The organism is Azonexus sp. R2A61, from assembly GCF_021401135.1.
GTDB lineage: Bacteria > Pseudomonadota > Gammaproteobacteria > Burkholderiales > Rhodocyclaceae > Azonexus.
In genome coordinates, this window is record NZ_JACBFO010000004.1 from 341532 (window position 1) to 364294 (window position 22763).

At 65.2% G+C, this 22763-nt stretch carries 17 protein-coding genes; 11 read left to right on the top strand and 6 right to left on the bottom strand.

Annotation, left to right across the window (positions count from 1 at the left end):
- Positions 1-29: 29 nt before the first annotated feature.
- Positions 30-3473: a DNA polymerase III subunit alpha gene (dnaE, locus tag L0962_RS14975; protein WP_234087264.1), complete on the top strand. Its 3444-nt coding sequence runs from the start codon at positions 30-32 to the stop codon at positions 3471-3473.
- Between the two features lie 43 nt (positions 3474-3516).
- Here the strand turns inward: dnaE and L0962_RS14980 are convergent, their stop codons facing one another.
- The gene (locus L0962_RS14980; RefSeq protein WP_234087265.1) at positions 3517-5034 is read right to left on the bottom strand and encodes a methyl-accepting chemotaxis protein; all 1518 of its coding nucleotides are present in this window, start codon (positions 5032-5034) and stop codon (positions 3517-3519) included.
- A gap of 83 nt (positions 5035-5117) precedes the next feature.
- On the bottom strand, positions 5118-5702 hold the full coding sequence (locus tag L0962_RS14985; protein WP_234087266.1) for a response regulator: 585 nt from the start codon (positions 5700-5702) through the stop codon (positions 5118-5120).
- A gap of 158 nt (positions 5703-5860) precedes the next feature.
- Here L0962_RS14985 and L0962_RS14990 point away from each other — a divergent pair, with 158 nt between their 5' ends.
- Genes L0962_RS14990 through L0962_RS15015 form a run of 6 tightly spaced genes read left to right on the top strand, consistent with a single transcriptional unit; the run spans position 5861 to position 14934 of the window.
- Positions 5861-7309 carry a NuoM family protein gene (locus L0962_RS14990; protein ID WP_234087267.1) on the top strand — a complete coding sequence of 483 codons (1449 nt, stop codon included), beginning with the start codon at positions 5861-5863 and terminating at the stop codon, positions 7307-7309.
- Positions 7310-7312: 3 nt separating this feature from the next.
- On the top strand, positions 7313-10270 hold the full coding sequence (locus L0962_RS14995; RefSeq protein ID WP_234087268.1) for a DUF2309 domain-containing protein: 2958 nt from the start codon (positions 7313-7315) through the stop codon (positions 10268-10270).
- A complete protein-coding gene (locus L0962_RS15000; RefSeq protein WP_234087269.1) occupies positions 10267-11790 on the top strand; it encodes a proton-conducting transporter membrane subunit in 1524 nt (507 codons plus the stop codon). Before L0962_RS14995 ends, L0962_RS15000 begins: the two co-directional genes overlap by 4 nt.
- The gene (locus tag L0962_RS15005; RefSeq protein ID WP_234087270.1) at positions 11790-13289 is read left to right on the top strand and encodes a NuoM family protein; all 1500 of its coding nucleotides are present in this window, start codon (positions 11790-11792) and stop codon (positions 13287-13289) included. The genes L0962_RS15000 and L0962_RS15005 overlap by 1 nt, the downstream gene beginning before the upstream one ends.
- On the top strand, positions 13286-14728 hold the full coding sequence (locus L0962_RS15010; protein ID WP_234087271.1) for a NuoM family protein: 1443 nt from the start codon (positions 13286-13288) through the stop codon (positions 14726-14728). Before L0962_RS15005 ends, L0962_RS15010 begins: the two co-directional genes overlap by 4 nt.
- Positions 14725-14934 carry a hypothetical protein gene (locus L0962_RS15015; RefSeq protein WP_234087272.1) on the top strand — a complete coding sequence of 70 codons (210 nt, stop codon included), beginning with the start codon at positions 14725-14727 and terminating at the stop codon, positions 14932-14934. Before L0962_RS15010 ends, L0962_RS15015 begins: the two co-directional genes overlap by 4 nt.
- Here L0962_RS15015 and L0962_RS15020 read toward each other — a convergent pair whose 3' ends face one another.
- Positions 14935-15276 carry a zinc ribbon domain-containing protein YjdM gene (locus L0962_RS15020; RefSeq protein ID WP_234087273.1) on the bottom strand — a complete coding sequence of 114 codons (342 nt, stop codon included), beginning with the start codon at positions 15274-15276 and terminating at the stop codon, positions 14935-14937.
- 3 nt (positions 15277-15279) lie between these two features.
- Entirely contained in the window at positions 15280-16971 is a 1692-nt protein-coding gene (locus L0962_RS15025) for a SulP family inorganic anion transporter (protein ID WP_234087274.1), read from the bottom strand.
- A gap of 122 nt (positions 16972-17093) precedes the next feature.
- Here L0962_RS15025 and L0962_RS15030 point away from each other — a divergent pair, with 122 nt between their 5' ends.
- Positions 17094-17276 (top strand): CopG family transcriptional regulator, encoded by a 183-nt coding sequence (locus tag L0962_RS15030; RefSeq protein WP_234087275.1) that lies wholly within the window; start codon positions 17094-17096, stop codon positions 17274-17276.
- Here the strand turns inward: L0962_RS15030 and L0962_RS15035 are convergent, their stop codons facing one another.
- Together L0962_RS15035 and metG are read right to left on the bottom strand one after the other, a co-directional pair.
- Entirely contained in the window at positions 17277-17597 is a 321-nt protein-coding gene (locus tag L0962_RS15035) for a hypothetical protein (protein WP_234087276.1), read from the bottom strand.
- A gap of 398 nt (positions 17598-17995) precedes the next feature.
- A complete protein-coding gene (metG, locus tag L0962_RS15040) occupies positions 17996-20077 on the bottom strand; it encodes a methionine--tRNA ligase (RefSeq protein ID WP_234087277.1) in 2082 nt (693 codons plus the stop codon).
- 169 nt (positions 20078-20246) lie between these two features.
- Here metG and L0962_RS15045 point away from each other — a divergent pair, with 169 nt between their 5' ends.
- The 3 genes from L0962_RS15045 to dcd all read left to right on the top strand — a co-directional run bounded on the left by L0962_RS15045 (position 20247) and on the right by dcd (position 22737).
- Positions 20247-20933: a response regulator transcription factor gene (locus L0962_RS15045; RefSeq protein WP_234087278.1), complete on the top strand. Its 687-nt coding sequence runs from the start codon at positions 20247-20249 to the stop codon at positions 20931-20933.
- A gap of 71 nt (positions 20934-21004) precedes the next feature.
- Entirely contained in the window at positions 21005-22096 is a 1092-nt protein-coding gene (gene apbC / locus L0962_RS15050; protein ID WP_234087279.1) for an iron-sulfur cluster carrier protein ApbC, read from the top strand.
- Between the two features lie 74 nt (positions 22097-22170).
- A complete protein-coding gene (gene dcd, locus L0962_RS15055; protein ID WP_234087280.1) occupies positions 22171-22737 on the top strand; it encodes a dCTP deaminase in 567 nt (188 codons plus the stop codon).
- The last annotated feature ends 26 nt before the right edge of the window (positions 22738-22763 follow it).

Consider the following 22763-nt stretch of genomic DNA (forward strand, 5'->3'; position numbering starts at 1 on the left):
GACCTGCCTGACGGGGTAAAATCGCGGCCATGAGTTCGCCGCGTTTCGTCCACCTCCGCCTCCACTCCGAATACTCCGTCACCGACGGCATCGTCCGCATCGGCGATGCCGTCAAGCAGGCTGCCGCCAATGGCATGCCGGCACTGGCGCTGACCGATCTGGGCAACCTGTTTGGGCTGGTCAAGTTCTACACCGGTGCCCGTGGTAAAGGGGTCAAGCCGATTGCCGGCGCCGACGTCTGGGTGGCCAATCCGGAATCGCCGGAAGATCCGTACCGCTTGTTGTTGCTGGTCCGTAACCGCCTGGGCTACCGGCAACTCTGCGAATTGTTGACCCGGGCCTATGTGGTCGACGGTCGGCGCGAGCGCGCCGAACTGCGTCGCGAATGGTTGGGCGAAATCGGTTGCGATGGTCTGATCGCGTTGTCCGGCGCGCATCTCGGCGACGTCGGCGAGGCCTTGCTGAACGGCAACTTCGAACTGGCCGGCGAGCGGGCCCGGGCCTGGGAGGCGATCTTTCCCGGCGCCTTCTATCTCGAAGTTCAGCGTTACGGTCAGCCGCAGCAGGAGGCGATGGTCAACCAGACTGCCGATCTGGCTGGTGAGACCGGGATTCCGCTGGTCGCCACGCATCCCGTCCAGTTCATGGCGCGCGACGATTTCCAGGCACACGAGGCGCGCGTCTGCATCGCCGAAGGCTATGTGCTCGGCGACCACCGGCGGCCGAAGATCTATACCGAGGAGCAGTATTTCAAGTCGCAGGAAGAGATGACCGAGCTCTTCGCCGACCTGCCGGAGGCCCTCGAAAACACGCTGGAAATTGCCCGCCGCTGCAATATCGAGATGACGCTGGGCAAGAACTTCCTGCCCAATTTCCCGATCCCGGACGGGATGACCATCGACGAATTCCTGGTCCATGAAGCCGAACAGGGACTGGAAAAGCGGCTGGCCGAGCTCTATCCCGATCCCGAGGTCAGGGCGCAGCGGCGCCCGGAGTACGACGAGCGCCTGAAGTTCGAGTGCAACACCATCATCCAGATGGGTTTCCCCGGCTACTTCCTGATCGTTGCCGACTTCATCAACTGGGCCAAGCACAACGGCGTGCCGGTCGGCCCCGGGCGGGGCTCGGGCGCCGGTTCGCTGGTCGCCTATTCGCTGCGCATCACCGATCTTGATCCGCTGGCCTACGCCCTGCTGTTCGAGCGCTTCCTGAATCCGGAACGGGTGTCCATGCCCGACTTCGACGTCGATTTCTGCCAGGACAACCGCTGGCGCGTCATCGAATACGTGCGCGAGCACTACGGCGCCGATGCAGTCAGTCAGATCGCCACCTTCGGTACGATGTCGTCGAAGGCGGTGATCCGCGACGTCGGTCGGGTGTTCGGCCTGCCTTACTCGATGTGCGACCGCATCTCGAAGCTGATCCCGATCGTCCAGAACAAGCCGGTGTCGCTGGCCGAGGCGCTCGAGCAGGAACCGCAACTGCGCGAGATGATGGAAGGCGACGGTGACGGTGAAACCATCCGCGAGCTGTTCGATCTGGCCGGCCGCCTAGAGGACTTGACCCGCAACGTCGGCATGCACGCCGGCGGCGTGCTCATCGCGCCGGGCAAGATCACCGACTTCTGCCCGATCTACCAGGCGACCGGCGCCGACGCGTCGCCGGTGTCGCAGTTCGACAAGGACGACGTCGAGAAGGCCGGTCTGGTCAAGTTCGACTTCCTCGGCCTGCGCAACCTGACGATTATCGAACTGGCGCTCAAGTACATCGCGCGCATGACCGGCGAGACGCTCGACCTGATGTCGCTCGGCTTCGAGGACCCCGGGGCCTACCAGATCCTCAAGGACGCCAACACCACGGCGATCTTCCAGGTCGAATCCGAGGGCATGAAGAAGCTGCTGAAGAAGCTCGCCCCCGACCGTTTCGAAGACATCATCGCCGTGCTGGCGCTCTATCGCCCCGGCCCGCTCGGCTCCGGGATGGTGGACGACTTCATCCTGCGGAAAAAGGGCCAGCAGGCCATCGACTATTTCCACCCCGACCTGACCGCCTGCCTGGCGCCGACCTACGGCGTCATCGTGTACCAGGAACAGGTCATGCAGATCTCGCAGATCATCGGCGGCTACACGCTCGGTGGCGCCGACATGCTGCGCCGGGCGATGGGCAAGAAGAAGCCCGAGGAAATGGCCAAGCACCGCGAGACCATCGCCGCCGGTGCCAAGGAAAAGGGCTACGATCCGGCGCTGGCCGAGCAGTTGTTCGACCTGATGACCAAGTTCGCGGAATACGGCTTCAACAAGTCGCACACCGCCGCCTACGCCGTCGTCACTTATCACACCGCCTGGCTCAAGCGTTACCACTGCGCGGCCTTCATGGCGGCGACCATGTCGTCCGACATGGACAACACCGACACGGTGAAGATCTTCTACGAGGACACCATCGCCAACAAGGTGAAGGTGCTCGGGCCGGACGTCAATGCCTCGAATTACCGTTTCGAGCCGGTCGACCGCGAGACCATCCGCTACGGTCTCGGTGCGGTGAAGGGCACCGGCGAGCAGGCGGTCAACGTAATCCTGAAGGCGCGCGAAGAGGGTGGGCCGTTCAAGGATCTGTTCGACTTCTGCCAGCGTTGCGACAAGCGCCAGGTCAATCGCCGGACCATCGAGGCTTTGATCCGGGCCGGCGCTTTCGACAGTATCGATGCCGATCGCCACAAGCTCGTCGCTTCGGTCGGCATCGCCATGGAATACGCCGAGCAGGTCGAGCGCAACGCGATGCAGACCAGCCTGTTCGACATCGCCGAGGTTGCCGAGGCGCATGCGCCGGAATACATCAACGTTCGGCCCTGGGACGAAAAGACGCGCCTGATGGAAGAAAAGAGCGCGCTCGGCTTTTTCTTCTCCGGCCATCCGTACAACACCTGCAAGCGGGAATTGTCGCGTTTCGTCCGTCGACCGCTGAACCGGCTGGAGCCGGCCAAGGAATTCCAGTTGCTGGCCGGTATCGTGGTCGGTGTACGGACGCAGATGACGCGGCGCGGCAAGATGCTCTTTGTCCAGCTCGACGACGGTACGACGATGGTCGAAGTCTCGGTATTCAACGAACTGTTCGAAGCCGAGCGCAGCAAGATCGTCACCGATGAGGTTCTGGTCGTTGAAGGCAAGGTCCGCTACGACGATTTTTCCGGCGGCAACAGTGTTGCCGCCGAGCGTTTGATGACCCTGGGCGAGGCGCGGGCCCGTTTTGCCAAACACCTGATGCTGAAGATGAACGGCAGTTCCGACGCCAGTCGCCTGCGGGCCTTGCTGCAGCCGTTTTCCCCCGGGCCTGCTGCGGTGCGTATCCGCTACCGCAACGCCAAGGCGCAATGCGAGATGCAACTCGGTGAAAACCTCAAGGTCAGGCTGGACGATGCTTTGATCGATGCACTGGCCGGCTGGCTGGCGCCGGACAACGTCGAGATCGTCTATTGAACGTTGTCCGCCGCCGTCGTGCCCGGCGGCGGACAATTAATCCTCAGGCAACCAGCTCGGTCTTGAAGCCGATGCGCACCGCGCCCCAGTGGCGGCCGTTGACCATGATCGGCATCGACAGGTCGTTGAGAATTTCCCCAGTGTCGCGGACATAGGTCTGGAACAGCGAGGACTTCTGGTTCTTGGCCAGCTTGATGCCGACCGGGTCGTTGAAGATCCGCTTGTGCCGGCACTTGGTCAGGTCGACCGCCGGGTCTCCGCTGGGCGGATTGGAGAAGACGCCGTTGTGCGCTGGTGCATAACCGTTGGTATCCACCGACAGCGAATAGACCAGTCCCGGGACTTCGCCTAGCAGGCGGTCGTACAGAGCGGTCAGTTCGGCATCGCACTGGCTGTCGTAGGCGGTCGTGTAACGTTTCGGGTTGGAGCCCGGAATGTCCTTGTAGGCCTGGTCGAATACGTTGATGCCGCGCTCGGCGATCCGCGTCAGGATGTCGGCAACGTTGTCGCGGAACTGTGCGCAGCGATCGTGCAGCGTGTCGAACATGCTGTTGCCGGTGCGGAAATCGGCGAGTGTGCATTGCAGGTCTTCGGTCGATTCGCGCAGGGTCTTCGCCGAATCCTGGCACTGTTTCATGCGGCCGGAAATGTCCACCGAATGATTGCGAATTTCCTCGACCTCGCGGTGGATGGCCTGATTGCTTTCGCGCAGGTTGTAGATGGCGCTGGAGATCGTGCCGAGCTGGTCGGTCGTCCGGCGGAAATCGGTGACCATCGTGGTCAGATCGGCGGCCGAGGTTTCAACGTATTCGTTGGCCCGGGTGACCTCGCCGACGATGGTCTGCGTCTTGGCCGAGGTATCGGAAACCAGGTTGATCATCGACTGGGTGTTCTGGCCGATCACCTGGGTGGCGGTCTTCACCTTTTCGGCCAGCTTGCGCACTTCGTCGGCAACCACCGCGAAGCCGCGGCCGGCTTCACCGGCGCGGGCGGCTTCGATGGCCGCATTGAGCGCCAGCAGGTTGGTCTGATCGGAAATGTCGTTGATCAGCGAGACGATCTCGTTGATCTTCATCGAGCTGGTATGCAGTTCGGATACGGTGGACGAGAAATGTTCGATATGTTCGTTGGTCGACCGCATGGTGGTCGCCACGGTCTCCATCTGCGCCAGCGAACGCTGGGCCAGGTCGAGATTGTTCTGCGTCGAGGCCTGGATGGCGTCGGAGTTCATCGCCACTTCGCTGACTGCGTGGTTGACCCGGTTGCTCGATTCGAAGATGTCGGCGGCCAGGGCTTCCTGGCGGCGCACCGCATCGCCGGTGAGTTGCACCAGGTGGTTCATCCGCGCGGCATCGGCGGCGATGCTGACGCTGCTGTTGCGGGCGTGCGTGATCAGGCTGCGGATGCGCGAGAAGAAGCGGTTGAGGTTGGCCGAGATGCGACCCGAGGCGTCGCTGCCCTGGCTGCCCACCGTTAGCGTCAGGTCGGCACTGCCTTCGGCAATCGCCGTGACGTCGCGGTCCAGTTTGGACAATGCGGCGTTGTTTCCGAACAATCCCATGTTTGTCTCCCGTTATATTTTTGATCGGAGGGATGGCGCATCATACGTCGCCGGCACGGCCTTGTCACCGTGCTGGCGCGGGTTCAGGGACGTTGTCGGGAGGCGAGTCTGCCGAGGATGAAACCCTTCAGTTCGTGGAACGGAATCGGTTTGCCGAACACCGTCACATCGGTCGGAATGCCTTGCTGGCGAATCTCGGTCGCGTCGATGGCGCTGACCACGATGATGTCCATTTGCGCCAGCTCGGGATTGGCACGCAGCCGGCGGATCATCTCGAAACCGTCCATGCCCGGCATCATCAGGTCGGCGATCAGGATGTCCGGCATCCGCTGGCCGACTTGCAGCAAGCCTTCGAAGCCATCGCCGACGATGCGCAGTCGGATCGGCAGTTGCCAGGCGTCGATCGTCATCCGGTAAAGCTTTTGCAGCGTGGTGTCGTCTTCGGCCACCAGGATGTCGAGATGGCCGGCGCTTTCGTTCGGGCTGGATATCTGCTTGCGGCGACGGGCCAGCAAGGCTTCGACCGAGGCGACAGGAATGCGCCGGTGTCCGCCGGCCGTCTTCCAGGCGTCGAGGACGCCGTTCTCCACCATGTTCTGGACCGTGCCGAGAGAGACGCCGAGTCGTTGGGCGGCCTGTCGAGTGCTGAGGAATTCGCTGTCTGCCATCGCTATCGTCGAAATTGCAAAACTGGCAAATTCTAAACTCAGAAGCGGCCTTGTGCAAAGAAAAACCTGATCCATCGTTCTCCCGGCCGCCGGCGCGGCTGGCATAATCGCCGGATACCTGACAAGGCGTGGTGTGAAACGTCGATGAGGAAGAGGGGATGCTGAAGGTGCTGGTTTTCATGCCGGTGGCTGCCGCTGCCGCGGTGGCGCTCGTGCCCGGCCGGCATCCGCTGCTGCGTTGGCGCCTGGCGATGCTCTGCGCGCTGGGGGCGCTGGCCTGGTCCTTGTTCCTGCTCGCTCGCTTCGATCCCGGCGGCGAGGCTTTCCAGTTTGCCTGGAGCCGCGCCTGGAACGTCCGGCTGGGGTCGTACTTCTCGCTGGCCGTCGACGGCCTTTCGCTGGCCATGGTGCTGTTGACCGCACTGCTGACGCTGGTGGCCGTACTGGTGTCGCGCGAGCTGGCGCGCGGCGCACGACTTTACTATCCGTTGTTGTTTCTGTTGCAGTCGGCGATGTTCGGGGTATTCACCGCCCGCGACTGGTCGCTGTTCTACGTTTTCTGGGAAGCGACGCTGATCCCGTTGTTCTTCCTGATCGACCGCTTGGGCGGCGACGACCGGCAGCGGGCGGCACTGAATTTCTTCCTGTATACGCTGGGGGGATCGGTGTTCATGCTGGTGGCGCTGCTCTTCCTTTATGACGCGGCGCCCGGGCATAGCTTTGCGATGGCCGACATGGCAGCCGGCGGCGCTCGCCTGGCGCCCGCCATGCAACTGCTGATCTTCGGCGGGCTGTTCATCGGTTTCGCCGTCAAGATGCCGGTCGTGCCGCTGCATGGCTGGCTGCCGCTGGCGCATGTCGAGGCGCCCGGGCCGGTGTCGCTGCTGCTTTCCGGCGTGTTGCTGAAAATGGGAGCCTACGGTTTGCTGCGGGCCGCTGAAACCTTGCCGGCCGCCTTCCTGGCTACCCAGGACTGGCTGGCCGCACTGGCGTTCGTCAGCCTCGTCTATGGGGCCGTGCTGGCCTGGCGTCAGCAGGACCTGAAAGCGATGGTCGCCTATTCCTCGATCTCGCACATGGGCGTCGTCTTGCTCGGGATCGCGACGCTCAACCGGACCGGTTTGCATGGCGCGGTGTTCCAGATGGTGGCACACGGCCTGGCCGCTGCATTGCTGTTCATGATCGTCGGCCTGCTTTACCAGCGCACGCATCGCCGCGATCTGGCCGATTATGCGGGCCTGGCGGAGGGCGCCCCCCGTTTTGCCCGTTGCTTCGCGGCGGCACTGCTGCTGGCGATCGGTCTGCCGGCGAGTGCCGGCTTCATTGCCGAACTGCATGTGCTGTTCGGCGCGCTGGCGCGCTGGGGAGGATGGGTGTTGCTGCTCGGGCTGGCGATGCTGCTCGGCGCGGCCTACGGATTGCGTACCATCGGCGTGCTGTTTGCGGCGGGCAGCAACGGTCCGCGTTGCCCCGACATGCGGCGCAGCGAGTTGCTGGGTGCCGCGCTACTGCTGGCGGTCAGTATTGCGCTCGGTGTGTGGCCGCGACCGTTGCTCGATCTGGTCGACGGCAGCGTCGCCCGCCTTGCCGTGCTGTTCGGGGGCTGAGCGATGCATGTCGATCGGGCCCCGGATTTCCGTCAGCGCCTGGCCGACTGGTTGAGCCATCTCGAGCACCTGTTGCCGGCGCAGGCCCCGATCCGCGATTTCGTCCATCACAATACCTTGCACGGCCTGCAGCACTTGCCGTTTGCCGAGGCCTTGCGGGCTGCGCAGGCGGCGACCGGGGCGCGGACCTACTGGGACGAGGCCAATTTCCGCGCTGCGCATGCGGCCGGACGGATCTCGCGCGACGACCTGCTTGCGGCCCTGGCCGAGGCCGGGCCGCCCGACGGGGACATTGCCGGGGCGGACGGCCTGCGTCGGCGCGAAGTCTGGCTGGCCAGCCTGCTGTCGGCGCCGGCGGCGTACGGCGATCCGGATTTTGCCGCGCTGCCGCGGTTGACCGCAGCCGGCGACTGGCGCCAGCAGGCGAACGCGCGCTGGCAGGCCCTGTGCGAGGCGCCGGGGTACTGCGCCAGCTGGCGCAGGCTGCTGCAGCACCTGTCCGGCGAAGACGTGCTCGCCGGCGTGCACACGGCGCTCAAACGACATCTGGCGGCGCATCTCGATCTCGGGCTGGCCGTCTGGCGCAATCCGGCGCGGGCGGGCGGCTTCTATGCAGCCTGGAAAGCCTCGGCCGGACTCGATCTGGCCTGGGAGCTGGACGAACTGCCGGGCATCCATGCCGATATCCGGCAACTGCCCGACGATCCGCTACTTGCCCTCGAGCAGTCCTTGCGGGCGCTGCTGCCCGACGAAAATCGCTGGCTGGCGTGGTTGACCGCGCTGGCGCTCGAATTGCCCGGTTGGGCGGGGATGATGCGCTGGCGCGAGCGGCATCCGGCGAGCGGCGATGTGCCGGTTGCGCTGGTCGATTATCTGGCCGTGCGGGCTTTCCTCGAACACGGACTGTGCCGCGAAGCGACCCGGCGGCTGACCGGCGCGCCGCTCGATTTTGCCGAGTTCCTCGATTATTACCGGGCCTGTCCCGGCGAATTCCTGGTCCGCCACGCGCTGGCGGTGGGCGGGCTCGACGAGGCGACGGGCGCCGCGGTCGCCGGTTTGTGTGCGGCTGCTGCCGGTCGCGAAGCAAGCGGCTGGGATGCGCTGGCGCCGCAGGTGCTGGCGTCGTTGCAGGCAGCCGAGGCGCAGCACGATGCGCAGTACCTGGCAGGGCTGCTCGATACGCTGGCGCAACTGGGCCGGCCGCTGTCGCCGGATGTCCGGCTGGCCGGCGAACTGCGGCAGACCGCCGCCGCGCTCGATGCCGGCCGACGCGGTGAAATCTGGTTGCTCGCCTACGAAGCGCATTATCGCGAGCAGATCCTGTCGGCGCTGGCGAGCAACCTGAAGCGCCACGCCGGACGCCCGGCAACGCGCTTGCCGCCGTCGGCGCAGGTGGTGTTCTGCATGGACGACCGGGAAGAGGGCACGCGCCGTCATCTTGAGGAAATCGCACCGACGGTCGAGACCTTCGGCGCTGCCGGCTTCTTCGGTATCGCCATGCGCTGGCGCGGGATCGACGATGCGACGGCGACGGCCTTGTGTCCGGTCGTGGTCACGCCGCAGCACCAGATCGACGAACGGCCGTGCGATGCCGCCCGCTGGCAGGTGCATGCCGGGCGCCGCGAACGCCGTCTGCGCTGGCGCGAACGTCTGTACCAGCAGACGCGCCACGCGCCGCTGGCCGGTCCCTTGCTGACCGCGCTCGCCGGGGCGCCGGCGCTGGCCGCGCTGACCGCCGGCAGTCTGGCCCCCGCCTGGCTGGCCCGGGCCTCGGCCCGCTGGCGCCGGCTGTACGAAGGCGAGGTGCCGGCCGAACCGCAGGTCTGTGCGACGGCGCCTGCGGTCGACGGCATCCAGCACGGTTTTTCCGACATCGAGCAGGTCGACCGCGTCGAAGCTTTCCTGCGCACGATCGGCCTGACCGACGGTTTCGCCCCGCTGGTGCTGATGCTTGGTCACGGATCGCACAGCCGCAACAACCCGCATGCCTCGGCCTACGAGTGCGGCGCCTGTTCCGGCCGGCACGGCGGGCCGAATGCGCGGGTCTTCGCCTGGCTGGCCAATCGGCCGGCGGTGCGTGCCGGACTGCGCGCGCGCGGTATCGCGATTCCCGACGGCACGCGCTTCATCGCAGCCGGGCACGACACCTGCGACGATACGGTCGACTGGTACGATCTGCCGGATTTGCCGGCGCCGTGGCAGGCTGCGGTGGATCAACTGGTCGGGCAACTCGGCGAAGCCTGCCGGGCGCACGCCGTCGAACGCTGCCGGCGGCTGGCCTCGGCACCGCTCCGCCCGGGGCCGTGGCAGGCCCGGCGCCATGTTGCCGGGCGTGCCGCCGATCCGGCACAGGCCCGGCCCGAGCTGGGTCACGCGACCAATGCCGCCGCCTTCATCGGGCGCCGGGCGCTGAGCCGCGGGCTGTTCCTCGATCGCCGGGTGTTCCTGATTTCCTACGATCCGCTGCCGGACGACGACGGGCGCATCGTCGAGAGCATCCTGCTGGCCGCCGGCCCGGTCGGGGCCGGCATTGCGCTCGAATACTACTTTTCGACGGTGGATAACGAACGCTTCGGCTGCGGCTCCAAGGTCACGCACAACCTGACCGGGCTGTTCGGCGTGATGGACGGGGCCGATTCCGACCTGCGTACCGGTCTGCCGTGGCAGATGGTCGAAATCCACGAACCGATGCGGCTGCTGGTCGTCGTCGAGCAGGCGCCGGCGCTACTCTCGGCGATCGTCGCCCGGCAGCCGGCGTTGCAGGAACTGGTGGGTAACGCCTGGATTCAGCTGGCTGCGGTCGACCCGGTGAGCGGCGAGATTTTCCGTCACTGCCCGCGGCGCGGCTGGCTGCCCTGGCTGGGCGCTCAGGCCTTGCCGCGCGTCGCCCGTTCGGCCGACTGGTTTGCCGGCGAGCGTGGGGCGCTGGCGCCGGCACTGCTGCTCGGAGGCGAGCGATGAATGAAGTACTGCGCCACGCCGTCGACTGGATCTGGCTGGTGCCGCTCTGGCCGTTGCTGGCCGCGTTGGTGATCGGCCTGCGCATGCTGCTCGGGCGGACGCATGGCGATGCCGCCGAGCCGGCGACGTCGCGCCTGGTGTCGGCCGCCGCGCTGGCAGCCTTGCTCGGCTTGTTGCTCGTCGACCTCGCCGTTCTCCGGTATGGTTGGCCGGGGCATCGGGCCGTCTGGGACTGGTTCGGCAGCGACGCCTGGCAGGGGCGGCTTTCCTTCCTGCTCGATGCCTTGTCGTTGCCGGTGGCGACGACCTTTGCGCTGATCGGCTGGCTGGTCGCCCGGTTTTCCGCCAGCTATCTGCATCGCGAGCCGGGTTTCCATCGCTTCTTCCTGGTCCTCGCGCTGTTCCTGGGCGGCATCCAGTGGGTCGTGCTCGGCGGCAATGCGCTGATCGTTTTCGTCGGCTGGGAGTTGTGCGGCGTCGCCTCCTTCCTGCTCATCGCCCACGCCTGGCAGCGGCCGACCGCCAGCGGCAACGCGCTGTTCGCCTTCATCGCCAACCGGGCCGGCGATGCCGGGCTGCTTTTCTCGCTCGGCCTGTGTGCCCTGTGGGTCGGCAGTTTCGAATGGCCGCAACTGTTTGCCAGCCATCTGCCGTTGGTTGACCTGCGCGTGCTGCTACTCGGTTTTGTCGTCGCCGGGCTGGTCAAGTCGGCGCAATTGCCGTTCTCGCCGTGGATCGGCCGGGCGCTGGAAGGCCCGACGCCATCGTCGGCGATTTTCTACGGGGCCGTGCTGATCCACGCCGGCGTCTACCTGATGCTGCGTCTGCAGCCCCTGCTCGGTCAGTTGCCGGACGTGGCCGCCGGCCTGGTGCTGATCGGCGCGTTGACCGCCGGCTATGCGTGGTTGTGCGGCCTGGTGCAGAGCGACGTGAAGTCGTCGCTGATCTTCGCCACGCTGTTCCAGGTGGCGCTGATGTTCGTCGCCATCGGCCTGGGCTGGACGACGCTGGCGACGGTGCATCTGTGCCTGCATGCCGGCTGGCGGACCTGGCAGTTCCTGCTGGCGCCGTCATGGCTGACGCTGACCCGTGCCCGCCCGGCACCGCCGCCCTCCTGGCTGGCCTCGCGGCAGTGGCTGTACACCGCGGCGCTGCAGCGTTTCTGGCTGGACCGGCTGGGCGACATCCTGATCGGCCAGCCGACGCGGGCGATCGCCGGCGACCTGCGGGCGCTCGAGGCAGGTTTCATCGACCCGGCGATCGGCCAGCCCGGACGCGGGGCGGCGGTCGACGAGCAGCGGCCGCTGGTCCGCGCCGATGGTTTGCCGGGACGTTTGCTGGCCCGCCTGTCCGGTTTCCTGCAGCGCATCGAGAACCGCCTGCTGCTGCACGGGCGCGGCGGCAGCGGCGAACGCATGCTGCGCGAAGCCGGCCACTGGCTGCGCACGCTCGAAGCGCTGCTCGAGGAGCCGCGTTACCTGATGATGGCGGTGATGGCGACTTTCGTGGTGATCCTGTGATGACGAGTGCCGGCGAAATCCTGTGGACGGCGCAGGCCAGCCTGCCGTGGCTGGCCGTGCTGCAGTTGTTGCCGCTGCTCGGGGCGGCGGCGGTTTTTGTGCTGGGTGAGCGGTCGACCGCCGTCTGGCTGGGCAAGCTGTGTGCCGTCGGCGAACTGCTGCTGGTCGGCTGGCTGGCCGCCTGCATCGATCCGCTGTCGCCGGCGCTGCAACTGGCCGAGCGCATCGACGCGGTCGGCTATCACGTTGCGGTCGACGGCATCGCCATCGTCTTTCTTGCGCTGGCGGCCTTGCTGACGCTGCTGATGACCCTGTACGGCATGAGCCGCGGCATGATCTCGCAGGGCCGCCTGTTTGCCGTGCTGCTGCTGGCCGAGGGTGGCCTGGTCGGCATGCTGGTTACGGTCAACATCGCCTGGTTCGCTTTTTTCTCGGCGCTCGAACTGTGGGCGGTGATCTACCTGCTGCGCCGCTGGGCTTCGTCGCGGGCCGAACAGCAGGCGCTGGCGCGCTTCGTCCAGTATCAGGGCTTCGGCTGGCTGCTGTTCGTCGCCGGCTGTTTCGTGCTCGGCTGGGGACATGCCGAAACCCACGGCGGACGCTGGAGCTTCGATCTGTTCGAGCTGTCCGGTGCCCTGCCGCACGGCAAGTTCCAGACGGCGGCCTTCTATCTGCTGTTCTACGGGCTGGCGGTACGTACGCCGCTCTTTCCGTTGCACGGCTGGTTGCCGAACATGGCGCAGCATGGCTTGATTGCCGTCGGTCCGGCGCTGATGGTCGGCGTCAAGGTCGGCATTTACGGCATGCTGCGTTTCGTGTTGCCGCTGACGCCGGATGCGGTGCTGGCTTGGCAGCCTTATGTGGTCGGTTTTGCGATGGCCGGCGTGTTCTTCACCGCGGCGCTGGCCTTCCTGCAGACCAATTTGCGCCGCCTGCTGGCCTTTGCCGTGGTCAGCCACACCAGCCTGCTGGTGATCGGCTTGTTCAGCCTGCATGCCTCGGGGATTCAGGGGGCGGTCCTGCTGGCCGCCAATTTCGGGCTGGCGGTGACCGGCATGTGGTTCATCGTCGGTTTCGTCTTCCGGCGCACCGGGACGACCGAGCTGGGCGAGCTGTCCGGCCTGTTCGAGCGTATTCCTTTTCTCGCCGTCGCTTTCCTGGTGTGCGGTCTGGCCATCGTCGGCATGCCCGGCACCCCGGGTTTCGATGCGGCACACCTGGTGCTGGAGGCGGCGATCGACCGCTTCGGCGCCTTGTCCACGGTGGCCACCGCGCTCGGGAACGTGGCGGCGGCCGGGTTCCTGCTGTGGGCGTTCCAGAAAGCCTTCCTGGCCCAGGAAAAAGGCCTTGGACAGGCCGTCGACCGCACGCAGGCGATGGAGTACGCGGTGTGCGGGGTGGCGCTGGCCGCGCTGCTGGCGATCGGCTTTTTCACCGAGCCCTGGCTGCATCTGACCGAAGCGGCGAGTCAGGCGGCGGCGGCGAGGTTCGCGCGATGAACCTGCCCTGGCTTTCCTGCCTGCTGCTCCTGCCCTTGCTCGGCATCCCCGCGCTCTGGCTGCTGCCGGCACGTTGGGCGAAGCCGTTCAGCCTGACGGTGCTGGCGCTGGCCTTGCTGCTGGCGACCGGGCTGCTGATCGGTTTCGTGCCAGACGGCGAGCGCTTCCAGTGGGTCGACCGGGCGGCCTGGCTGCCCGGGCTGGGCGTGCAGTGGCTGCTGGCGGTCGACGGGCTGTCGGTGCTGTTTTTGCCGGCCAGCGTGCTGCTGTTCATCGGCGTCGTTGCCGTATCGGCCCCGCTGCACGCGGTACGGGCCTATCACGCCTGGCTGCTGCTGCTGGCGACGACGATGCTCGGCATCTTCTGCGCCCTCGACCTGGTGCTGTTTTTTGTGTTCTGGGAGTTGAGCCTGCTGCCGGTGTATTTCCTGCTCGCCCATTGGGGGGCAACGCCGGAAGCGCCGCGGGTGGCGGCGCGCTATGTGCTGCTGATGCTGGGCGGCGGCGTTCCGTTGCTGCTGGCCATCGGGCTGCTCGGCATGGCGGGCGGTTTCGACGGCATCGCCCAGTTGACCACCTTGCGGCCGACGAGCGGGCAGTGGCTGCCTTTTGCGTTGATGTTGCTCGCGTTCGGCCTGAAGGTGCCGCTGGTGCCGCTGCATACCTGGCTGCCGCAACTGGCGCTGGCCGCGCCGGGCGGCTTGCTGGCGGTGGTTCTCGGGCTCAAGGTCGGGGCCTATGCGTTGATCCGCTTTGCCGTGCCGCTGGCGCCGCAGGCCGCGCTCGACCTGCACTGGCTGCTGGCCGGGCTGGGCACGGTGAGCCTGCTGTACGGCGCCGTCGGCATCCTGGCGCACAGCAATCTGCGGGTGGCGCTGGCCTATGCCAGCGTCTGTCATGTCGGGCTGGCCGTGCTCGGCCTGGCGACCCTGAGCCCGCAGGGCGTGCAGGGGGCGGTGTCGCTGCTGTTGAGTTTCTCGGCGGCGACCGGCGGCGCCTTGCTGCTGCTCGAATGCCTGCGTCGCCGAACGGGATCGACCGACATCCACGAACTCGGTGGTGCCGCGCGCAGCATGCCCTTGCTGGCCGGCGGCGTGTTGATCTGCGGCCTGGCCGGGGTCGGCATGCCGGGGACCAGCAGTTTTCCCGGCGAATTCCTGCTCGTGCTGTCGATACTTGAACGCTACACCGGGGCCGGCATGGCTGCCCTGTTCGGTCTGGCCATTGCGGCCAGCGCCTTTCTGGCGCGTTACCGGCAGGCGTTTTTTGGCGGAATCCGGCGGTCGACCGTGGCACGGTCGCCGGATATCCGCGGCGCTGAGTGGCTCGTGCTGTTGGTGCTGATCGCCATCATCGTCGGCATCGGCCTGTATCCGGCACCGTGGATCGACGCCGTGCGGCCGGCCGCCGAAGCCTGGGCAGCGGCGGTGCGGCGATGAACGGCGACGGCAAGGCGATCGAGGCGCTGGTCAACGACCCGGCACGGCCGCGTTGCCGGTTCTGCGCCCATCATTATGTGACGCACGATCCGAATTTTCCCTACGGTTGCCGCCAGCTCGGCTTCAAGAGCGGGCGCGAGCCGATGCGCGACGTGATCGAATCGTCCGGCGAGATCTGTCTGTATTTCAGCGACAAGCGCCGCTGATCAGGCCTTGCGGACGAATTCCGACTTCAGCTGCATGGCGCCGATGCCGTCGATCTTGCAGTCGATGTCGTGGTCGCCGTCGATCAGCCGGATGTTCTTGACCTTGGTGCCGACCTTGACCACCGACGACGAGCCCTTGATCTTGAGGTCCTTGATCACCGTGACGCTGTCGCCGTTCTGCAGTTCGTTGCCGTTGGCGTCGCGCCAGACGCGCTGTTCCTCGGCTTCCGGCGCGGCGGCGGCCGGGTCCCATTCGTGGGCGCATTCGGGACAGACCAGCAGCGCGCCGTCCTGGTAGGTGAAGGCGGACTGGCATTGCGGGCAGGCGGGCAGGTCGGACATGGTTCAGATCTCGTCGTTGGCGCCGCCCATCAGATCGGGCAGCAGCAGATAGGCGCGTTGCAGCGCGCGGGAAAGGTCGGGGCAGACATTGTCCCGACCGAGGTGTTCGGTGAAGCCGGAGCGTTCGAGCAGCGATGCCGGTTGCGCGTTCAGGCCGCAGACGATTAGTGTGCAGCCGCGCTTGCGCAGCTTGTCGAGCAGGTTTTCCAGGCCTTCCAGGCCGGTGGTGTCGAGCTGGACCAGGCGGGTCATGTCGAGCATGACGATTTCCGGATGGCCGGCGCGCGGATCGAGCAGTTCCTCCAGCTTGTTCACTGCGCCGAAGAACAGCGAACCGAACAACTGCCAGGCGGCGACCCGCATCGTGCCGTCCGGATACAGGAAACGCGGCTCGCCGGCTTCCTCGTCGAGCGCCAGGCGTTCGATGCGGGTCAGCTCCGACATCCGGTAGATGAAGAACAGGCTGGCCAGTACCATGCCCAATTCGACGGCGATGGTCAGGTCGAACAACACGGTGACCAGAAAGACGCTGACCAGGATCACCCGGTAGTTCCACGAGTAGCGGCGCAACTCCTTGAATTCGTGCCATTCGCCCATATTGATGGCGACCACCATGACGATCGCCGACAGCGTGGCCAGCGGCACATAGGCGGCCAGCGGCGCGGCGATCAGCACGATGGCGAGCAGCACACCGGCGTGGATGATGCCGGCGATCGGCGTGCGGCCGCCGGTGCGCACGTTGGTCGTCGTCCGGGCGATCGCGCCGGTCGCCGCGAAGCCGCCGAACAGCGGGGCCGCGAGATTGGCCAGCCCCTGGGCGACCAGTTCCTGGTTGGGATCGTGGCGGTCGTCGATCTGGCCGTCGGCGACGCGGGCCGAGAGCAGCGACTCGATGGCGCCGAGCAGGGCGATGGTGATCGCCGGCGAGATCAGCTTGCCGAAATCGTGGATCGACAACGAGGGCAGGCCGAAGGCCGGCACTTCCTGCGGGATGCCGTTGAACCGGCTGCCGATCGTCTCGACCGGCAGGTCGAGTGCCCAGGCGGCGACGGTGCCGGCGACCAGCACGACCAGCGGGCCGGGGGCCCGGCGCAGCGGCGAAATGTGCTGCGCCAGCCGGTTGTAGGAGAGCAGGAAAACGAAGCAGGCGACGGAAAGTGCCAGGGTCGGCAGGTCGACCTTGGCGGCATGGGCGGCGAGTATCTTGATGCGGGCGAAGAACTCTGCCGGCAAGTGATCGATCTGCAGGCCGAAGAAATCCTTGATCTGGGCCAGGAAGATGACCACGGCGATGCCGTTGGTGAAGCCGATCACCACGCTGATCGGAATGAAGCGGATCAACTGTCCCATGCGGCTGATGCCCATGATCAGCAGCAGCAGGCCGGCGAGCATCGTGGCGCCGAGCAGGTTGGCGAACCCGTGGACGGCGACGATGCCGTAGATGATGGGGATGAAGGCGCCGGTCGGGCCGCCGATCTGCACCCGGGAGCCGCCGAACAGTGAAATCAGGAAACCGGCGACGATGGCGGTCCAGATGCCGGCCGTCGGCGAGGCGCCCGAAGCGATGGCGAAAGCCATCGCCAGCGGCAGGGCGAGCACGCCGACCGTGATGCCGGCAGCAAGATCGCCTGCGAACAGCCTCCGGTCGTAGGTCGACAGGCATTCCAGCAGCTTGGGGCGGAAGGCGATTTTCATGAGGCACGCTCGTCGGGACAAGCGAAGCATTATATGAGACGCTGATGCGTCGTCAATGTTAATCACATGTTAATCACAGGCTGCTAAGATGGCGGCCGTAAAAACCGATAACAGGTCAAATCATGGAGAACCGCACCGCCCGTCTGACGCTGCTGATCGATCCGCGCAAGAAGCAGATTTTCGAGGAAATCTGCGCCGCCCAGGATCTGACGCCCTCGCAGGTCGTCCGGCGATTGATCCGTCAGTACATCATCGATAACGCGGACGGGCGGGAACTGCCCGAGTGGCTCAAGCCGGGCGGCTGATCAATCGTCGGCGGCCGGCGGCCGGCGCTCCGGATGGTGCGCCGCGATCCATTCGGCGTAGCGTTGCTGCATTTCCGGGGACTGTTTGTTCAGTTCCCGGAGAATGCGGGTGATCGCCCAGAACATGACGACCACCCCGCCGAGCAGGGCGACCACGGCATCTGCGGTCGACGTCGGAAAACCGCCAAAAAGCGCCTTGCCGGTGGCCAGCCAGCCGGCGCCCAGGGCCACGCAGGTCAGACCGAAAACATCGGCCAGCGCGTAGGCGGCAATGCGCAGCGTCAGGCGCGGGCGCGGCGGGCGGAAGGACGAATTGAGCATGCGGCGCTCCGGAGAATTGTTTGAGAAAAGGGCTTGACAAATGCCGTGTCAAGCCAAGTTATGCACAGAATTGGCGCGTCGTTTCCGTTTGTTGAAAATTGGATTGCCGGATTTGACATATCCTGTGCGCGATTTGATATATCGTTGAAAATCAATGGCTTGCGGCATGGCTCAAGATTTGGGCAGGGTAGGGAAAAGCCTTGCCGGACCGCCACTTAGCGGATTGTCCCATGATTCATTCACAGACTTATCCACAGTTTTTGTGGATAGTTTGAAAACCCGTCGGCCGGCGCGGCGATTGGGGGGCGAACTTAAAGTAAAACCTGAGATTTGCCGCGTATTTTGTTGCGCTGCAATATCGGCAAGGGCTGATGTTCAAGCCCTCGCCGATGTCGCCATCACTTGACCCGCATGCCGGGTTGCGCACCGCTGTCGGGCGACAGCAGGTAGAGGCCCGGGGTCTTGCCGTCGAGGTCGGAGGCGGCCAGCACCATGCCCTCGGAGAGGCCGAACTTCATCTTGCGTGGCGCCAGGTTGGCGACCATCACGGTCAGCCGGCCGATCAGCTGCGCCGGGTCGTAGGCCGACTTGATGCCGGCGAAGACATTGCGCGTCTTTTCTTCGCCAATGTCCAGCGTCAGACGGACCAGCTTGTCGGCGCCTTCGACGTGCTCGGCATTGACGATCCTGGCGATGCGCAGGTCGACCTTCATGAAGTCGTCGATGGTGCACAGGCCGTCGGTGCTGGCCGGGGCGGCTTCGGCCGGCTTGGCGGTTTTTGCTGTTTTTCCGGCGTCGACCGCAGCAACCGGGGCCAGCGACTGCTTGTTGGCTTCGATCAGCGCCTCGATCTGCTTGCCGTCGACGCGCGTCATCAGGTGGCTGTAGGCGTTGATCGCGTGGCCGCCGGCGAGCAGCGTGCCGGCGTCGGCCCAGGTCAGCGGCGCCAGGTTCATGAAGGCCTCGACCTTGGCGGCGGTGGCCGGCAGCACCGGCTTGAGCAGCACGGTGAGCAGGCGGAACAGGTTGAGCGCGTTCGAGCAGGCGGCGTGCAGTTCGCTGTCCTTGCCTTCCTGCTTGGCCAGTTCCCAGGGCTTGACGCTGTCGACGTACTGGTTGGCGCCGTCGGTCAGGACCATGATCTCGCGGATCGCCTTGCTGAATTCGCGGGCTTCGAACAGTTCGGCAACGCGCGGCGCCGCCTCGCGAATGGCGCGGATCGCCGGCAGGCTGTCGTCGGCCGGCGCCAGTTGCCCGTTGAAGCGCTTGGCGATGAAACCGGCGGCGCGGCTGGCGATGTTGACGTACTTGCCGACCAGGTCCGAATTCACCCGAGCGACGAAGTCGTCGAAGCTGAGGTCGATGTCTTCCATCGTGTTCGACAGCTTGGCGGCGAAGTAGTAGCGCAGCCATTCCGGGTTCATGCCGCTGTTGAGGAAGCTCTCGGCGGTGATGAAGGTGCCGCGCGATTTCGACATTTTTGCGCCGTCGACCGTCAGAAAGCCGTGCGCGAAGATCTTGGTCGGCGTGCGGAAGCCGGCATGCTGCAGCTCGGCCGGCCAGAACAGCGCGTGGAAGTAGAGGATGTCCTTGCCGATGAAGTGGTACAGCTCGGTCGTCGAATCCTTGTTGAAGAACTCGTCGAAATCGAGGCCCTTCTGCGCGCACAGGTTGCGGAACGACCCCATGTAGCCAATCGGCGCGTCGAGCCAGACGTAGAAGTACTTGCCCGGCGCGTCGGGAATCTCGAAACCGAAGTAGGGCGCGTCGCGCGAGATGTCCCAGTCGGTCAGCCTGTTGTCGCCGGGGGCACCCAGCCATTCCTGCATCTTGTTGGCGGCTTCGGCCTGCAGTACGCCGCTGCTGGTGTATTCGCGCAGGAAGGCTTCGCAGCGCGGGTCGGAGAGCTTGAAGAAGTAGTGGTCGGAGTGGCGCAGTTCCGGCTTGGCGCCGGAGACGGCCGAGAACGGCTCGATCAGGTCGGTCGGCGCGTAGGCGGCGCCGCAGACCTCGCAGTTGTCGCCGTACTGGTCCTTGGCGTGGCACTTCGGGCACTCGCCCTTGATGAAGCGGTCGGGCAGGAACATGTGCTTGACCGGGTCGTAGTACTGCTCGATCGAGCGTACCTCGATCAGGCCGGCGGCCTTGAGCTTGCCGTAGATGTCGTTGGCGCATTCGCGGGTTTCCGGCGAGTGCGTGCTGTAGTAATTGTCGAAGCCGACCAGGAAGCCGGCGAAGTCGCGCGAATGCTCGCCATGCACGCGGGCGATCAGCTGTTCCGGCGTGATCCCTTCCTTTTCGGCGCGGAGCATGATCGGCGTGCCGTGCGTGTCGTCGGCGCAGACGTACCAGCACTCGTTGCCGGACATCTTCTGGAAACGCACCCAGATGTCGGTCTGGATGTATTCGACGAGGTGGCCGAGGTGGATGGCGCCGTTGGCGTAAGGCAGGGCGGAGGTGACGAGGATCTTGCGCGACATGGCGAATGCTTCGTTGCTGGGAAAGCGCGCATTTTACCGCGGGCGGACGGGTGTCGTCCCGGCTGCGCCGGTATCGAAAGTAAACGAATGTGAAAACTTGGAAAGAATGTGGCGACTTGCATTGCCGCTGGCATGTGCACTGGGCATCATGCCGGGTGGAGGATTGATCATGAAATTTGCCATCATCGAAGACAGCCGCAGCCAGGCCGAAGTGCTGAAAGCCCTGCTCAGGAGCGAAGGACATCAGGTCGAGGTGTTTGCCGACGGCGCCAGTTTCCTGGCGGCGATCGAGACGCGCAGCTTCGATTTCTACCTGGTCGACTGGATGTTGCCCGACATCGATGGCGACGTACTGGTCACCCGGGTGCGCGAACGTTTCGGCTGGGAGGTTCCCGTCATGGTGTGCACCGCGCGGACCGACGAGGAGTGCGCCGCGGACATGCTGCGCCTGGGGGCGGACGATTTCGTGCCCAAACCGGTCCGCTACATGGAATTCATGGCGCGTGTCGACGCATTGTTGCGGCGTCGCCGGGTGCGGGTGCCCAGCGAACTGCACGTCGGGAACATCGATGTCGATCTGGATGGTCGGCGCATCCTGATGGCCGGCGCACCGATCGAACTGACGCAGCGGGAATACGACCTGGCGGTGGTTTTCCTGCGTAACGTCGGCCGGGTGATGCCGCGCGAGGAACTGCTGAGCTCCATCTGGGCGCGCGAAGCCGACGTCGATACCCGGACCGTGGACACGCACGCCAGCCGCCTGCGCAAGAAGCTGGGACTGGCGGGCGAAAGCGGCTTGATGCTGACCTCGGTCTATGGTCAGGGCTATCGTCTCGACACCGTGCAGGCGGGCTGAAGCGGGTCGGCGATTCGGCTATACTCCAGCAGTTCGGTCGGGTATTCCGGCCGTTACCCAACGGAGCAGATATGAGCGTCACGGAACAGCAGGTCAAGGCCGCCCTCGAGAATGCGGTCGACCCGAATACGGGCAAGAATTTCGTCGCCGGCAAGGCCCTGAAGAACCTGAAGCTGGACGGCGGCAATGTCGCCTTCGACATCGAGCTGGGTTATCCGGCGAACAGCCAGATTGAAATCATCCGCCGGCAGGTGACCGAGGCCGTCGCTGCGGTGCCGGGCGTGGCCCAGGTGTCCGCCAATGTTTACAGCCGGATCGTCGCCCATTCGGTGCAACTCGGCGTCAAGCTGCTGCCCGGCGTGAAGAACATCATCGCCGTGGCTTCCGGCAAGGGCGGCGTCGGCAAGAGCACGACGGCGGTCAACCTGGCGCTGGCACTGGCCCAGGAAGGCGCCCGGGTCGGCATCCTGGATGCCGACATCTACGGGCCATCGCAGCCGCAGATGCTCGGCCTGGCCGGACGGCAGCCGGATTCGAAGGACGGCAAGACGATGGAGCCGCTCGAGGCTTACGGGGTGCAGGCAATCTCGATCGGTTTCATGGTCGACGTCGAAACGCCGATGGTCTGGCGTGGCCCGATGGTTGTCCAGGCGCTCGACCAGATGCTCAACCAGACCAACTGGCAGGATCTCGATTATCTGGTCGTCGACATGCCGCCGGGCACCGGCGACATCCAGTTGTCGCTGGCCCAGAAGGTGCCGGTCACCGGTGCCGTGATCGTCACGACGCCGCAGGACATCGCCCTGATCGATGCCCGCAAGGGCTTGAAGATGTTCGAGAAGGTCAATATCCCGATCATCGGCATCGTCGAAAACATGAGCATCCATGTTTGTTCGAATTGCGGCCATGCCGAACACATTTTCGGCGAAGGCGGCGGCGAGCAGATGTGCAAGGACTATGGCACCGAATTCCTCGGCAGTCTGCCGCTGGAAATGTCCATCCGCCAGATGGCCGACGGCGGCAAGCCGACGGTGGTCGGGGCGCCTGAGTCGAAGGTTGCAGAAATCTATCGCGGCATCGCCCGCCGGGTCGCCGTGCGGATTGCCGAGAAGGCCAAGGACATGAGTTCGAAGTTCCCCAACATCGTCGTGCAGAACACCTGATTTTTGTCGACAAAACGCTGGGCAAAGGCGGGTAGAATCCCGCCTTTATTTTTGGTTGACCGCAGGATTCCCGTATGGCCATCAAATCGGACAAGTGGATACGCCGCATGGCGGAAGAGCACGGCATGATCGAGCCCTTCGAGCCGGGCCTGGTGCGCGAGGCAAACGGCCAGAAGATCGTTTCCTACGGCACCTCGAGCTACGGTTACGACATCCGCTGCGCGCGCGAATTCAAGGTGTTTACCAATATCAACTCGACCGTCGTCGATCCGAAGCAGTTCGATGAAAAGAACTACGTCGACATCGAGGGCGACTACTGCATCATTCCGCCCAACTCCTTTGCCCTGGCGCGCACCGTCGAGTATTTTCGCATTCCGCGTTCGGTGCTGACCGTCTGCCTCGGCAAATCGACCTATGCGCGCTGCGGCATCATCGTCAATGTGACCCCGTTCGAACCGGAATGGGAAGGCTACGTGACGCTGGAGTTTTCCAACACCACGCCGCTGCCGGCCAAGATTTACGCTGGTGAGGGCTGTGCCCAGGTGCTGTTCTTCGAGTCCGACGAAATCTGCGAGACCTCCTACCGCGACCGCGGCGGCAAATATCAGGGCCAGGTGGGTGTCACCCTGCCCAAGATCTGACGCCGTCCGGTAACGAAACCGACTTA